This window comes from Klebsiella grimontii (assembly GCF_900200035.1).
In the GTDB taxonomy this organism is placed as follows: domain Bacteria; phylum Pseudomonadota; class Gammaproteobacteria; order Enterobacterales; family Enterobacteriaceae; genus Klebsiella; species Klebsiella grimontii.
On the sequence record NZ_FZTC01000015.1, the window covers coordinates 585307 to 598676 of the forward strand.

Sequence of the window (13370 nt, forward strand, 5' to 3'; positions counted from 1 at the left end):
ATGTGATACAACAACGCAACAGGGATTTAACTAAATGCAGACACTACAGACCACCAGCCTGCGGGTAAGCGAAAATCAGCTCTTTATTCTTGACCAGCAGGCCTTACCGCAGGAAAAACGCTGGCTGGCGGCGGATAACGTGGCGCTGCTGGTGGAGCATATTCACGCCCTGCGGGTGCGCGGCGCGCCGCTGATTGGCCTGTCGGCGAGCCTGCTGCTGGCGCTGCTGGCGCAGCGTGGTCTGACCCGCGATGAGCTGTCTCAGGCGCTGGAAACGCTGCGCGCCGCGCGGCCGACGGCGGTAAACCTGATGAATAATCTGGACCGCATGAAGCTAGCGCTGGCGGAGGAGCGCTATCCGCAGGCGCTGGAAGCGGAGGCGCTGCGCCTGATCGCAGAAGATAAACAGCTTTGCGCCAGCATCGCCGAGGCGGGCAGCGCGCTGGTGACGCCGGGCAGCCGCCTGTTGACCCACTGCAATACCGGCGGTCTGGCGACGGCGGGCGTCGGCACCGCGCTGGGGGTGATTGCGCTGGCGCATCAGCAGGGAAACGTGGCCAACGTCTGGGTGGATGAAACGCGCCCGCTGTTACAGGGCGGACGTTTGACCGCCTGGGAGCTGGGTGAGCTGGGCGTGCCGTACCGGCTGATTACCGATTCGATGGCCGCCAGCCTGATGGCGCAGGGCCAGGTCGACGCGGTTTGGGTGGGCGCTGACCGTATTGCCGCCAACGGCGACGTAGCGAATAAAATCGGCACCTATTCGCTGGCGGTGCTGGCGAAGTATCATCAGATCCCGTTTTACGTGGCCGCGCCGCAGACCACCCTGGACCGCCATTGCCCGAACGGCGCGGCGATTCCGATTGAGCAGCGGGCGGCCGCCGAAGTGACCGGCGTCGCCGGCAGCTTTGGCGCGGTACAGTGGGCGCCGAAAGAGGCCGCGGTTTACAATCCCGCGTTCGACGTCACGCCCGCATCGTTAATCAGCGGCTGGGTGCTGGATAGCGGCGTGGTGACCCCGGAGCAGGTCGCCGCCGGGGCGTTCAAACCAGAAAAGGCCTGAACCTGAGCGAAAAAGGCGAAGCGATATCCCTCGCTTCGCCTTCAACTTATGGCAGCACCATCTCTACCGCCGGAGCGGACTGCCGGTCGATATGCTTGCCGAGCGCCGTCAGCGCAGCCTGGTAAGGGCACAGCGTTCCGACGTTGGTGGTCTGGCAGCCCGCCTGACGCCACTCCTGGCGCAGCATCGGATGCTGATTATCCGGCGTTTGCAGGCGGCGTAAATCGTCCAGACTTTGCGCCTGGAAGTAGACGCGCAGGTAGCGTTTCCCGCTGTGGGTATCGCGCCAGCGCTCGAGGACCAGGCTGCTGCCCGGCGGGATGTTGCCGCGGCTGTACCCCGGCAGCTGCCAGCTAAAATCCATCAGCGTACGCACCATGGCGATATTGGTATCGTGCGCCACCAGCAGCAGCCAGCGCACGTTCGGCGCGGCGCCTTCTTGTACCCCTTCCAGCATCGCGTTGAGCAGAATCGAGCCGCGTTTTTGCGCGGTATAAAACACGTCGTTGCTCAGATCGTAGTTTTCCGTCAGCAGCGGCAGTAGGGCGGTGATCTGGCTGGCGCGGGTAATATGGCCCCACGCCAGCTGGCTGAGGGGCAGGTTTTCGCTCCATCCCAGGCGCAGCGTCTCGACCATATTGGCCATTACGCTCAGACCGCTAATCGACGTTTTGCCGCTTTTGCTCTGCTCCACCTGCCATGGTAGATCAAACACCGGGCAGGGCTTGTCGGCTACGCAGACCGCGTTTTTCAGCAGCTGAATGGCCGGGGCCAGCGCCTGCCGACGCTGGGCCAGATCGCCGGCCTTCTTCTTCACTTCCGCCAGCTGGCGGGCGGGATCGGGTTGCGTGGCGGCAAATTTATCGGTCTGAAACAGCGGGTCGGCGTCGCCGCTGACGTGATGAATCAACACGCCGCAGCCGGGAAATGCGCCGTCCACCAGCGCCTGGGCGGTGGCCCGCGTGCGCTGCAGGGGGCTGGCACGAACGTAAATCTCCCCGTTCGCCGGACAGCCCGCTGTCAGCAGACCGAGCTGGCGATAGCGCGCGCCTTCATCGCGCCCTTTATTGACGACGGCGGCATAGCCGTGGCCGGTGAGCTCACCGTCGCGGGTGGTCCACTGCGTCCACGGGCGCTGGGTCGCGGCTTCGATGGCCTCCCGGTTGCCCTCCGTCGGCGGACGAATGCCGTGGCGGCTGAGTTCAACCACCTTTTCCAGCGCAAACTGCGCGGCGGCGTGCCCCGGCGCGGCCAGCAGCGGCAGGGCGCAGGCGAGCAGCAGACGTAGCAAAACCTGATGTCGTACAGGCATCATAAAATATTCCTTATCGGTTAAAGAGTTATGATGAGAATGAGGTCTGACGTTCTATCGCGTGTCGCCTGGCGACAATCGCAGCGGTGGTAAAACAGAATAGCGCGGACACGAGGCCGGTGCCTACCCAAAACAGCGACAGCGTACTGAAGTCATACAGCGTTTTGCCGTTTTCGATCATCGAGGTTTTATCGATGATGATGCCGGTGAGAAACTCGCCGAGTCCCGCCCCCGCGTAGCTGGCGATACCGATAGTGCCGAGCGCGGCGCCCGCCGCTTTACGCGATGAAATATCGACGGCGATCAATCCGCCGAGGAAGCAGGTCAACGCCCCGATGGTGGCGCCGAAGATAATCATCGCCAGAATATCGGTGTAGTAGCCGTGCGGCGACCAGAGCATCAGCGCGAAGCCGGCGGTGTTGAGCAGGCTGATAAAGCCGGCCATCACGCTGCGGTTGCGCGGGAAGAAGCGGTCGGAGAGCATCCCGGCGATAATGGTTCCGGCGATACCGGCGATGGCGTTGACCCCGATAATCCCGGAAGCCTCGAGGGTAGAATAGGCTTTATCCTGTTCGAGGAAGAAAATTCCCCATGAGTTCACCGCGTAGCGGTCGATATACATAAACGCCGAGGCCAGCGCCAGCGTCCACAGGGCCGGGTTGCGCAGCGCCAGCAGCTGGTTCTTAAACACCGAGCCGCGGGCTTCCGTCTCTTCCAGCGGTTCGTCGCGAATCACGTTGATTGACGGGAAGCCGCAGCTTTGCGGCGAGTCGCGCATAAACAACAGCATCAGCACCACCCCGGCGGCGCCGAGCGCGGCGGTCGACAGGTAGCCCATTTGCCAGCCGAACCCGGCAATCACCGCCGCGATCACCATATAGGTCATCGCTTCGCCGATGTTATGCGCCGTCGACCAGATGGCGTAAAAGGTGCCTCGTTCTTTACAGCCGTACCAGCGCGCCAGCGATACCACGCAGGGGCCGACGCCCATCGACTGCGCCCAGCCGTTGATCCCCCAGAAGATAGCCAGCAGCATGGCGTTGCTGGTCATCCCCATCATCAGGTTCATCCCGGCGCTCAGCAGCAGCCCGAGACTCATATAGCGCACCACGTTGGCATGATCGGCGATAAAGCCGTTGACCAGCTTGCCGATGGCGTAGCTGAAAAACAGTGTTGAGCCGATCATGCCCAGCTCCGTCGGGGTAATGCCGAGCTCCACCAGCGCGCTTTTGGCGACGGTGAACGACAGCCGGCAAACGTAGAAGGTGACGTACGCCAGGGTCATGGTAATAAAGGTTTGCCAGCGCACGCTGCGAAAGCGCTGTTCATCGAACTCTCCGCCCGCTTTGGGCGGCGAAGCGCGAAAAAATGCGATAATTCTTCCAGACATAATGGTATCTCCGAAGGTCGGAGGCCTGACTGATTAGTGTGGTTCGTCCGTGAGGTTTATCGTCGTTGTGTAGAGTACATAATCAGATAAAGCCTGACCCGATACGGTTAAGGTAATGGGTGACAAAGCATGTTTTTTAATTGTGGGTAGAGCGTCTTGCTGGCCAGCAGCAGCGGGTTGCCGTGACGAATCCCGTCGTTTGTCAGATAGTCATTGCTGAGGCCGCCCGCTTCGCGCATCAGCACCAGCCCCGGCAGCCCGTCCCACGGGTTCATATGCGGTTCGTAGTAGCCGATAAGCCTGCCCGCCGCCGCCCAGGCGCTCATCAGCGCCCCGGAGCCGTTGCGGATAAACATCCCGCCGTCGCTCAGCAGCGCATCAAGGAAGGGCAGAAAGAGCGCAGGCGTCACGCGGTGCGAGGTGCCGACGCCCATCACCCCCTCTTTGACCGTCGCCGCCGGATGCGGCGCGATGGGCGCATCGTTAAGCCATGCGCCCTGGCCTTTCAGGGCGTGGAACAGCTCGCGATGGTTGGGGTCGTACACCACGCCGATAACCGGTTCGCCGTCGGCAAGGATGGCCAGCGACAGGCACCAGGTGTGCAGGCCGTTGAGAAAACAGCTGGTGCCGTCGATGGGATCGACAACCCACAGCACGCGCGCGTCCGGCATCTGCGTCCCGCTCTCCTCGCCGAGAAAACCGTCCTGCGGGAAGGCGTCCATAATGCGCTGCTTAACAAACGCTTCGACCCGCTTATCGGCGACGCTGACCACGTCCTGCAGGTCGTCGCCTTTATGATCCACCGCCAGCCGGTCGCGCTGTTGATAGTATTCGAACGCCAGCTCAGCGCCGGCTTTCGCCAGCTCGCAGGCTAAACGGTAGCGGGCCTGCAGTTCATTTGATTCCAGTGATTTCATCATAACTCCCTATTTTGCACACGTGTGCAAATTACCTGAAAAAAACAGCCCCGAAGGGCAAAATGAGTGTGGATGGATTAAAAAAATTATTCTGTGATCGCTCCGGCATAAAATGAATTTTTCATTTCGCGCTTTGACGAACGATCAGTTTCACCGGTACTTCACGGTGGCGTGACGGCAGGCTGAATTTGGCGATCCTCGTCACCAGCAGATCCACCGCATGGTGGGCGAGCAGGGCGGTATTCTGCTGCACGGTGGTCAGCTGATAGGGCTGCCAGTCCGCCTGCGGGATATCGTCGAAGCCGATAATCGCGGGCAGCGAAGCCGTGGGATTGTCCGCCCGCAGGCCGTCCAGCGCGCCGAGCGCCAGCATATCGGTGGCGCAGAACAGCGCCTGCAGCCGCGGATGCGCGGCGAGCAGCTGCCTGGCGGCGGCAAACCCCGCCTGATAGCCGGCGCTGTCGCAGAAGTGCGCGGCAACTTCCGTGCCCTGGGTGTGGGCGACAAACGCTTCGTAGCGCTGGCGGGTGCTGAAGTTATCCAGGCTTTCGCCGATAAACCCGGCCTGTCGCCACTGGCGCTGGGCAAACAGCTCGGCCACCAGTTTCGCCCCCTGCGCGTTGTCGCTGCACACGCGGTCGCAGCCGGCCAGCTCGGCGTGGCGGTTGATAAGGGTCACCGGGATTTTTCGCTCCAGATACTCCTCCGCCAGCGACAGCGGCGGCGCCCCGGAGGTGATAATGACCCCCGCGACGTGATAGCTCAGCAGCTGCCTGAGCGACGGGGCGAGCTGCTGCGGATCGTCGGCGTTCATCAGCAGCGGCATAAAACCGTTGAGCGCCAGCTGGTGGACCAGCGGCGACAGCAGCTTGCTGCGGAACGGGTTATCAAACCCGGCGGTGACGATGCCGATAAAGTTGCTGCTGCCGGTGTTCATCGTGCGGGCGATGATATTCACCTGATAGCCCAGGGTTTCCGCCGCGGCGAGGACCTTCTGGCGGGTTTTTTCCGCCACCGATGCGCCGGGCGTAAAGGTACGGGAAACCGCGGAACGGGAGACGCCAGCGAGCCGGGCAACGTCCTCTGCCTTAATCCATTTTTTTTCGCTCATAGTATCAGGGTACGGGTTGTTCTCAGTGAGCCCGCGCCGACGCTGGAGCCCAAGGCCGGCACGGAAAAAGTAGTAAGAAGGTACCACATAAATCCGTGCGCGAGCAGCGGGTTGACGCGGGATGCGCGCCGCGTCAACGTCAGGCTTATGCCGGGTAGCGAATCTGCTCAGCCTGGCGCTGCAAAATAACTTTGCCATGTCGAATGGAGGTCAGCACTTTGGCCTGGCGGCGCAGCGCGTCATAGTCGTCTTGCGCATCGAGGATCAGCAGGTTCGCCGGGCGTCCTTCGGCAATGCCGTAGTTGTCGCCGAGGCACAGGGTGCGGGCGCTGTTCTCGGTAATCAGATCGAGGCAGCGCTGCAAATCTTCGTATCCCAGCATATGGCAGATATGCAGCCCGGCGTCGAGGATACGCATGATGTTGCCGTTGCCCAGCGGATACCACGGGTCCTGAATGGAGTCCTGAGCGAAGCAGACGTTGATCCCGGCGCGGTCCAGCTCCGCCACCCGCGTCACGCCGCGGCGTTTCGGCCAGCTGTCGAAGCGCCCCTGCAGATGAATGCTTTCGGTCGGGCAGGAGATAAAGTTAATGCCCGAGGCTTTGAGCAGGCGGAACAGCTTCGAGCAGTAGGCGTTATCGTAGGAGCCCATGGCGCAGGTATGGCTGGCGGTGACCTGCGCGCCCATGCCGCGCACCCGGGCCTCTTCCGCCAGTACCTCCAGAAAGCGCGACTGCGGGTCGTCGGTTTCATCGCAGTGTACGTCCACCAGGCAGCCGTGGCGCTCGGCCAGATCCATCAGAAAAACCAGCGAGCTGACGCCCTTATCGCGGGTGTTTTCGTAGTGCGGAATGCCGCCCACCACGTCGGCGCCCATTTCGATGGCGCGGGTCATCAGTTCGCGTCCGCCGGGAAAGGACTCAATGCCCTCCTGCGGAAAGGCGACGATCTGCAGATCGATAAGATGGGCCGCCTCTTTTTTCACCCTCAGCATCGCCTCAAGCGCGGTCAGGGAAGGGTCGGTGACATCAATGTGGGTACGCACGTGCTGCACGCCGTTGTCGCGCAGCATGCCGATGGTTTTCAGCGCCCGCTGGCGCGTATCTTCGACGGTGACGCTCGCTTTGCGCTGGCTCCAGCGGGCGATACCCTCAAACAGGGTGCCGCTCATGTTCCACTCCGGCTCGCCCGCCGTCAGGGTGGCGTCAAGATGGATATGCGGCTCGACGAATGGCGGGATAACCAGCTTTTGTTGGGCATCGATATCGCTGGCGCCAGCCGTCTGCGCCGCGGCCTGCGCGCTGATGCTTTTAATCAAGCCGTCCTGTAAGTCGAGGGTATAGAGCGCTTCTTGATGGCGCAGGCGCGCGTTGATAATTTTCATGGTTGTTCCCGTAAATGGTTTTGCGACATACGCCAGATCGCTAAGGCGACCGAGGCGTTGAGATGAAATTGCGGATGGCTGACCGGATAGCCGGTCAGCTTTTCAATACGTTGAATACGCTGATGCAGCGTGTTGCGGTGAATGCCCAGCCGCTCGGCGGCCCTGACCACGTTGCCGCTCTCCTGAAGCAGCGTTTCCAGCGTCTCCAGCAGCAGCCAGGGGCTTTTGCGATCCGGCTCAATCAGGCAGCCGAGGGTGTCGTGCATAAAATCGCTCAGCAGGGCGGGGTCGCTAACGGCGGAGAGCAGCTTGATAAACCCCAGCTGCTGGTAGTCGCTGATGCGCTGGGCCGGACGCAGGTTATCGCTGAGGTCCAGCGCCTGGCGCGCCTGCGACAGCGCGCGCTGATATCCCTGCAGCTGCTGTACCGGCGCCGAAAGGCCGCACAGCAGCGAAAGCCCGTCTTCGCTCTCCGCCAGCGCAATCAGCCACGCCTGGAGCCAGGTTTTCTGCTGATAAAACTCGCCGTCTTCATCCGGGAGGAGGAAGAGAAACATATTGCTGCGTTCGACCAGAGGGTAGGGATTGCCCTGCTGATTGAGCTGTTGCTGCAGACGCTGGCGCACGGTGCGGCGGGCCTGCTGCAGCCAGGCTTCGGCCTGCTCCGGCGGAAACTGGCGAAACAGACGCGGTATCCCCTCAAGGCGCAGCGCCGCCACCCGCAGCGGGCGGGTAAAATCCAACTGCTGGTGGAGCGCGCGCTGATGCAGAATTTGCAGGTCGGGATAGTCGCCGGTTAACAGCTGTAGCAGTATATCGCGCTGCGATTGCAGGGCGTTTTCGCTGCGCACCAGCGCGGTACCAATGCGTTCGGTTACGATCACCATCTTCAGCAGATAGGGCTGTTCGATTAGCGGAATGCCCAGCGCGTCGGCCAGCGCGATCAGGCGCGGCGGGATCGCCTGAATAAAGACGTCGCCGGTGAGGATCACCATGCCGGCGATCCCGCGCTGCTTGCCCTCCATCAGCAAATGGATCAGGTTGTCTTCATCGCGGGGATGGTTGATCCCGGTGATAAACACCAGCTCCCCGCCCATGATCCATTCGGCGATATTTTCATTTTCCGCCACGTAGTACCAGCGAACCGCCAGCTGCAGCCCCTGTTTACCGGCGCGCAGGCGCATGGCGGAGAGCCCCTCCAGGGCGAGGATTTCGCCGACCGTCAGGCTCATGGCTACTGCTCCGCGACCGAATCAGCGGCGGGCTGGCGTTTACTCAGGCGAGTCAGCGCGATATAGGCCAGCGCGGACACGCTAATGCCAACCAGCGGGGCGATCCACGGCGACAGGTAAGCCACCACCGCGCCCACGGCGTAGGCGCCCAGCCCCAGCCAGTTAAAACGCGGCAAACGGGCGGTGTGCAGCAGCGGATAGCGGCCGCCGCGATAAAACCAGTAGTCGGCGAGGATAACGCCGCCGATGGGCGGAATGATGCTGCCCAGCAGCACCAGGAAAGGGATCAGCATTTCATACATACCGCCAATGGCCAGCAAAATCCCGACGCCGGCGGCGACCACGGTCAGGGTGCGGCGACGCTCGCTGCGCAGCAGATGACAGGCGGCGGCCGAGACGTTATAGATCGTCGGCCCCTGAATCGTCAGCAGGTTGAGGCACAGCATCACCACCGCGGCGACCGACAGCCCCTGCAGAATCAGCACCTCGACGATATCGGCCTGCTGGTAGACGATGGCGCACCAGGCGCCGGCGATAATCATCAGCCCGTTGCCGATCAGGAAGCTGCTCATGCTGGCGACGATGGCGGTACGGCTGGAGTTGGCCAGCCGCGTCCAGTTGGTCGCCTGGGTCGCGCCGCTGGCAAAGGTGCCGAATACCATGGTGATGGCCGCCGACCAGGTCATGGTTTCGCCCGGTTCGATTTGGGTCATCGCCTGCCAGCCGCCGGCATGATGGGCGGCGAGATACATCGACACCACCAGCAGAATAAACATCAGCGGTACCGACACGCGCGACAGCGCATCCAGCCCCTTATAGCCCACCAGCGCGGTGACGCAGAACAGGATGCCGAACAGGATCATCAGCGGAATGGTCGTCGCCTCAGGCAGGGCGAGGATTTTGACCAGCGAGATGGCGACCGTCGCGGTGCCCCAGGCGTACCAGCCCAGCTCGGCGAAGCCGAGAATAAAATCGGCAAGCTTGCTGCCGATTTCACCGAAGCAAAAACGGCCCATCAGCACGGTATTCAGCCCGCTGCGCGCGGCGATCCAGCCGAGCGACGCGGCGTACAGGGCCAGCAAAAAGTTACCGATTACCGCAATCCACAGCAGGTTAACGATGGAGAAAGAGACGCCAAGCTTGCCGCCCGCGAACATGGTGCCGGTAAAAAAGGTAAAGCTGAACAGAACCATCGAGATGGAAAATACGCCTTTACGCCCGGAGGCGGGCGCTTCGACGAGCGGAAAATCATTGCTGTTTGACATGGTGGAACCTCTGAGTGGCTATCCGAAAAGCGATCACTGAGGGGTAGCAAGAGGTGTGCCAGAAAAAGCGGGGCAGGGGTAACACAATGGGGTGGGCAGTGTGCACATAAAATGGCGTTATTTAGCCGATGTTTGCCATAAATGTGTGCACAGTGACATGTTTTGCACCGCCGTGGAGCAGGGGGATTGCGCTATTGCGCGCGCATTCCTGTCGGGTGGCGCGAACTGCGGGGAGGGCTAAATCGACAAATGCTGCCAATTTTGCGCCGTTTTCCGGTGGCACGATCCCCCATCTTTTTGACCGCCCGCAGCCGGTAATTTTGGTGCCATGAAAATGCTCAGTTGTATTGTTGTTAAAAACCGTAATTTCATATTCTTTTCTGATATAACCATTATCAAAGTAAGTCTTTCCTGAAATATTGTTCGCTTGCGCTGGCGATGTTAGTATCGGGTGAATAGCCATTTAGACGGCTAAATATAACATCGCTAAACTAAGGAACTGCTATGTGGCAAGAAAGACTCGCGCAACTGGTCACCACCTGTCACTGGATCGGCGCGAAAGGCTGGGCGCCGGCTACCGGCGGCAATATGTCGGTGCGTCAGGATGAGACCTGGTGCTGGCTCAGCGAGTCGGGGCGCGATAAAGGCAGCCTGACGACGGAGGATTTCCTGCAGGTGGAGATCGCCAGCAACACAGCGCCTTCCGGGCGTAAACCCTCCGCTGAAACCGGCCTGCATACCCTGGTGTATCGCCTGTTCCCGGAGGCGAACGTGGTTCTGCACGTGCATACCGTCAACGCCACCGTGCTGTCGCGGATTGAAAAAGGCGCCACCCTGGCGCTGCAGGGCTATGAAATGCAGAAAACCCTGACCGGCCAGCACAGCCATCTCGACACCGTACCGGTCGCCATTTTTGATAACGACCAGGATATCGACGCTCTGGCGGCGCGTATTGAAGATTATGCCCAGACCCACCCGCTGCGCTACGGCTTCCTGCTGCGTGGCCACGGCCTGACCTGCTGGGGCAAAGACATTAACGAGGCCCGTCGCCAGCTGGAAGGACTGGAGTTTCTCTTCGAATGCGAGCTGATGCGCCGCCGCTACGAACGCGACTAAATTTCTCTTCACCAACGGGTCAGGCATGGATTTTTATCTCGGAATCGATATCGGCACTTCGCGCGTGAAAGCGGTGCTGTTTGATCAACGCTTTCAGGCGTGCGCCAGCGCGGCGCAGAACACCGGCCCGCGGCTGTCGGCCAACGGTGACGCCGAGCAGGACATGGCCCAGCTATGGCAATCGGTGGTGGCGATTCTGCGCGATATCGCCCGGCATCCGGCGCTGCAAAACGGGCGTTTACGCGCCATCGGCCTCGCCGGGCAGGGCGAAGGGGTGTGGCTCAGCGACGCCGAAGGCGAACCGGTCGGGCCGGGTATTCTGTGGAGCGACACCCGCAGCCGCGAGCTGATGAGCGAACTGCTCAGCCGCCCCGGCTTTGACCGCCGTTTCTTTGACGATACCGGCACCCACCTGCAGCCCTGCAACACCAGCATGCAGCTGTGCTGGCTCAAGCATCACCAGCCGGAGCGGCTGGCGGCGGCCCGCTATCTGTTTTTCGCCAAGGACTGGATCCGCTTTCGCCTCACCGGCGTCGCGGCGCTGGATCTCACCGATGCCAGCACCTCTTTGCTGAATCAGCAGAGCGGGAAGCTCTCCACGGTGGTGCTCAATGAGATGGGCCTGGCAGATTTACAACATCTGTTCCCGCCGCTGCTGGCGCCGGACGCGCAGGCGGGCGTGCTGCGTGAAGAAGTCGCGGCGCTCACCGGGCTGCCTGCGGACACGCCGGTGGCGGCCGGCGCGCTGGATGTCTGCAGCGCGGCGCTGGGCTGCGGCGCGGTCAACGACGGCGATATCTACACCATTCTCGGCACCACCTGCTGCACCGGTATCGTCTGCCACGGTCGCCAGTCGGTCAACGAGGGGACGCGCTACGTCACCCACACCGAAGCGGGCAGCTTTATTAACCTTTTTCCGATGCAGGCCGGGACGCCGAACATCGACTGGCTCCAGCAGCAAATCTCGCTGGAGCCGGATTTACGGCAGCTGGAACAGAATATCGCCAGCGTCGAACCGGGCAGCGGCGGCGTCTTCTGGCAGCCCTACCTCAACGGCGAACGCGCGCCGTTCTTTAGCCCCGAGGCGCGGGCCGGTTATTTCGGCATTAGCCAGCACACCACCCGCGCGGAGCTGCAGCGGGCGGTGTTCGAAGGGCTGGCCTACGCCATCGTCGACTCGCTTCAGGGCTACCCGCAGGGCGGCGAACTGTACCTGACCGGCGGCGGCGCGGCTTCGGCGACCTGGCTGCAAATGATTGCCGACTGTACCGGCAGAACGGTGGTTTCCAGTCCTTTCAACGAGCTTAGCGCGCGCGGCGCGGCGATTCTGGCGGCGCGCAGCGTCGATGCCCTCAGCCGCTATCCGGCGCTGGAGCAGACCCGCTATCGGCCCAATCCGCAGGCGCATAGCCGCTACGCTGCGCTCTATCCGGTTTACCGCCTGCTGCGCGAGCAGATGCTCCCGGTGTGGCAGGCCCGCCGCGAGGCGCTTCAACGTATTTCTCAGGAATAACGCATATGAAAATTGTTTTTACCGCCGAGCACGCCGGCGACCTCAGCGCTTTTCAGCAACTGGGCGAACTGCGGGTGGAAGGCTGGGCGCTGGGCAAGCCGAAGCTGAGCGCAGGCCAGCTGATCGAACTGGCCCATGACGCCGAGGTGCTGGTGACCAGCTATGATGAGGTGACGGAAGCGGTGATCGCCGCCTGCCCGCGTTTACAGGTGATCGCCTGCACGCGCGCCAATCCGGTGAACATCGATACCAAAGACGCCCAGGCGCGCGGTATCCGCGTGCTCTATACGCCGGGGCGCAACGCCGACGCCGCCGCAGAGCTGACGCTGGGGCTGATGCTGAGCCTGGCGCGGCATATTCCGCAATCGCACGCGGCGCTAAAGCGCGGCGAATTTACCCACGCCGAGAACGCCGCGCAGGCCACCCAGAGCGGGCTGCGCCGCGATGTGGTGTGGGACGTCAGTCCGCAAAGCCCCTATGAAGTGTTTAAAGGCAGCGAGCTGCGCAACAAAACCCTGGGGCTGATCGGTTACGGTAATATTGGCCGCCGGGTGGCGCGTATCGCCCGCGCCTTTGGCATGGCGGTACTGGTGGTGGACCCGTTTGTCGCCGCCGAAGATATCAACGAACCGGGTTTGCAGAAAACGACGCTTGAAGGGCTATTCCGCGAGGCGGATATCGTGAGCCTGCATCTGAGCAGCGGCCCGCACAGCGATGGGTTGGTGAACGCGCAGCTGTTGAATAGCATGAAGCCGGGCGCGCTATTGATTAATACCTCGCGCGCGGCGGTGGTGGACGAAGAAGCGCTGATTCACGCGCTGCGCCACGGCCCGCTGGGCGGCGCGGCGCTGGATGTCTACCATCGCGAGCCGCTGTGGCGCGACCATCCGTTTGTCACCGAGTTTGATAACGTGATTATTACTCCGCATATCGCCGGGGCGACCCGGGAGAGCATTGCTAAGCATACGGCGATGATTGCCGCCGACCTCCAGCGCTATGTCGCCGGAGAGCCGCTGCTCTATCAGTGGCGTTAAGCCGCGCTTGCCGCCGCGCAATGCGGCGGCGAA

General features: G+C 62.0%; 12 protein-coding genes. 4 read left to right on the top strand and 8 right to left on the bottom strand.

Going from position 1 to position 13370, the window contains the following annotated elements:
- Window positions 1–34 precede the first annotated feature (34 nt).
- On the top strand, window positions 35–1063 hold the full coding sequence (mtnA, locus tag KOSB73_RS10495) for an S-methyl-5-thioribose-1-phosphate isomerase (RefSeq protein WP_004135421.1): 1029 nt from the start codon (window positions 35–37) through the stop codon (window positions 1061–1063).
- Window positions 1064–1109: 46 nt separating this feature from the next.
- On the opposite strand, the gene KOSB73_RS10500 is transcribed toward mtnA, so the two are convergent.
- The 8 genes from KOSB73_RS10500 to KOSB73_RS30655 form a co-directional block, all read right to left on the bottom strand.
- The gene (locus KOSB73_RS10500) at window positions 1110–2378 is read right to left on the bottom strand and encodes a histidine-type phosphatase (RefSeq protein WP_098140497.1); all 1269 of its coding nucleotides are present in this window, start codon (window positions 2376–2378) and stop codon (window positions 1110–1112) included.
- A 25-nt stretch (window positions 2379–2403) separates the two neighbouring features.
- Window positions 2404–3765: an MFS transporter gene (locus KOSB73_RS10505; RefSeq protein ID WP_004135416.1), complete on the bottom strand. Its 1362-nt coding sequence runs from the start codon at window positions 3763–3765 to the stop codon at window positions 2404–2406.
- 107 nt (window positions 3766–3872) lie between these two features.
- On the bottom strand, window positions 3873–4682 hold the full coding sequence (locus tag KOSB73_RS10510; RefSeq protein WP_004135414.1) for an inositol monophosphatase family protein: 810 nt from the start codon (window positions 4680–4682) through the stop codon (window positions 3873–3875).
- A 121-nt stretch (window positions 4683–4803) separates the two neighbouring features.
- Entirely contained in the window at window positions 4804–5793 is a 990-nt protein-coding gene (locus KOSB73_RS10515) for a LacI family DNA-binding transcriptional regulator (RefSeq protein ID WP_004135413.1), read from the bottom strand.
- 145 nt (window positions 5794–5938) lie between these two features.
- Window positions 5939–7177 carry a cytosine deaminase gene (gene codA, locus KOSB73_RS10520; protein WP_049130982.1) on the bottom strand — a complete coding sequence of 413 codons (1239 nt, stop codon included), beginning with the start codon at window positions 7175–7177 and terminating at the stop codon, window positions 5939–5941.
- Entirely contained in the window at window positions 7174–8409 is a 1236-nt protein-coding gene (locus tag KOSB73_RS10525) for a PucR family transcriptional regulator (protein WP_004135410.1), read from the bottom strand. The genes codA and KOSB73_RS10525 overlap by 4 nt, the downstream gene beginning before the upstream one ends.
- A 2-nt stretch (window positions 8410–8411) precedes the next feature.
- A complete protein-coding gene (codB, locus tag KOSB73_RS10530; protein ID WP_004135409.1) occupies window positions 8412–9674 on the bottom strand; it encodes a cytosine permease in 1263 nt (420 codons plus the stop codon).
- 121 nt (window positions 9675–9795) lie between these two features.
- Window positions 9796–10137 (bottom strand): hypothetical protein, encoded by a 342-nt coding sequence (locus tag KOSB73_RS30655; RefSeq protein ID WP_133116568.1) that lies wholly within the window; start codon window positions 10135–10137, stop codon window positions 9796–9798.
- Window positions 10138–10178: 41 nt separating this feature from the next.
- Here KOSB73_RS30655 and KOSB73_RS10535 point away from each other — a divergent pair, with 41 nt between their 5' ends.
- Genes KOSB73_RS10535 through KOSB73_RS10545 form a run of 3 tightly spaced genes read left to right on the top strand, consistent with a single transcriptional unit; the run spans window position 10179 to window position 13337 of the window.
- Complete coding sequence (locus tag KOSB73_RS10535) at window positions 10179–10790, top strand: methylthioribulose 1-phosphate dehydratase (protein ID WP_004135408.1); 612 nt, start codon at window positions 10179–10181, stop codon at window positions 10788–10790.
- Between the two features lie 25 nt (window positions 10791–10815).
- A complete protein-coding gene (locus KOSB73_RS10540) occupies window positions 10816–12303 on the top strand; it encodes an FGGY-family carbohydrate kinase (protein ID WP_098140498.1) in 1488 nt (495 codons plus the stop codon).
- 5 nt (window positions 12304–12308) lie between these two features.
- Window positions 12309–13337, top strand: coding sequence for a 2-hydroxyacid dehydrogenase (locus KOSB73_RS10545; RefSeq protein WP_098140499.1), 1029 nt, complete (start codon window positions 12309–12311; stop codon window positions 13335–13337).
- Window positions 13338–13370 lie beyond the last annotated feature (33 nt).

What these genes read in the sequence shown, in the direction of transcription:
- KOSB73_RS10525 (WP_004135410.1), bottom strand. Translation starts at nt 8,409, where the DNA reads ATGAGCCTGACGGTCGGCGAAATCCTCGCCCTGGAGGGGCTCTCCGCC.
- KOSB73_RS10540 (WP_098140498.1), top strand. Translation starts at nt 10,816, where the DNA reads ATGGATTTTTATCTCGGAATCGATATCGGCACTTCGCGCGTGAAAGCG.
- codB (WP_004135409.1), bottom strand. Translation starts at nt 9,674, where the DNA reads ATGTCAAACAGCAATGATTTTCCGCTCGTCGAAGCGCCCGCCTCCGGG.
- KOSB73_RS10545 (WP_098140499.1), top strand. Translation starts at nt 12,309, where the DNA reads ATGAAAATTGTTTTTACCGCCGAGCACGCCGGCGACCTCAGCGCTTTT.
- KOSB73_RS10535 (WP_004135408.1), top strand. Translation starts at nt 10,179, where the DNA reads ATGTGGCAAGAAAGACTCGCGCAACTGGTCACCACCTGTCACTGGATC.
- mtnA (WP_004135421.1), top strand. Translation starts at nt 35, where the DNA reads ATGCAGACACTACAGACCACCAGCCTGCGGGTAAGCGAAAATCAGCTC.
- KOSB73_RS10515 (WP_004135413.1), bottom strand. Translation starts at nt 5,793, where the DNA reads ATGAGCGAAAAAAAATGGATTAAGGCAGAGGACGTTGCCCGGCTCGCT.
- KOSB73_RS10505 (WP_004135416.1), bottom strand. Translation starts at nt 3,765, where the DNA reads ATGTCTGGAAGAATTATCGCATTTTTTCGCGCTTCGCCGCCCAAAGCG.
- KOSB73_RS30655 (WP_133116568.1), bottom strand. Translation starts at nt 10,137, where the DNA reads ATGGCTATTCACCCGATACTAACATCGCCAGCGCAAGCGAACAATATT.
- KOSB73_RS10500 (WP_098140497.1), bottom strand. Translation starts at nt 2,378, where the DNA reads ATGATGCCTGTACGACATCAGGTTTTGCTACGTCTGCTGCTCGCCTGC.
- codA (WP_049130982.1), bottom strand. Translation starts at nt 7,177, where the DNA reads ATGAAAATTATCAACGCGCGCCTGCGCCATCAAGAAGCGCTCTATACC.
- KOSB73_RS10510 (WP_004135414.1), bottom strand. Translation starts at nt 4,682, where the DNA reads ATGAAATCACTGGAATCAAATGAACTGCAGGCCCGCTACCGTTTAGCC.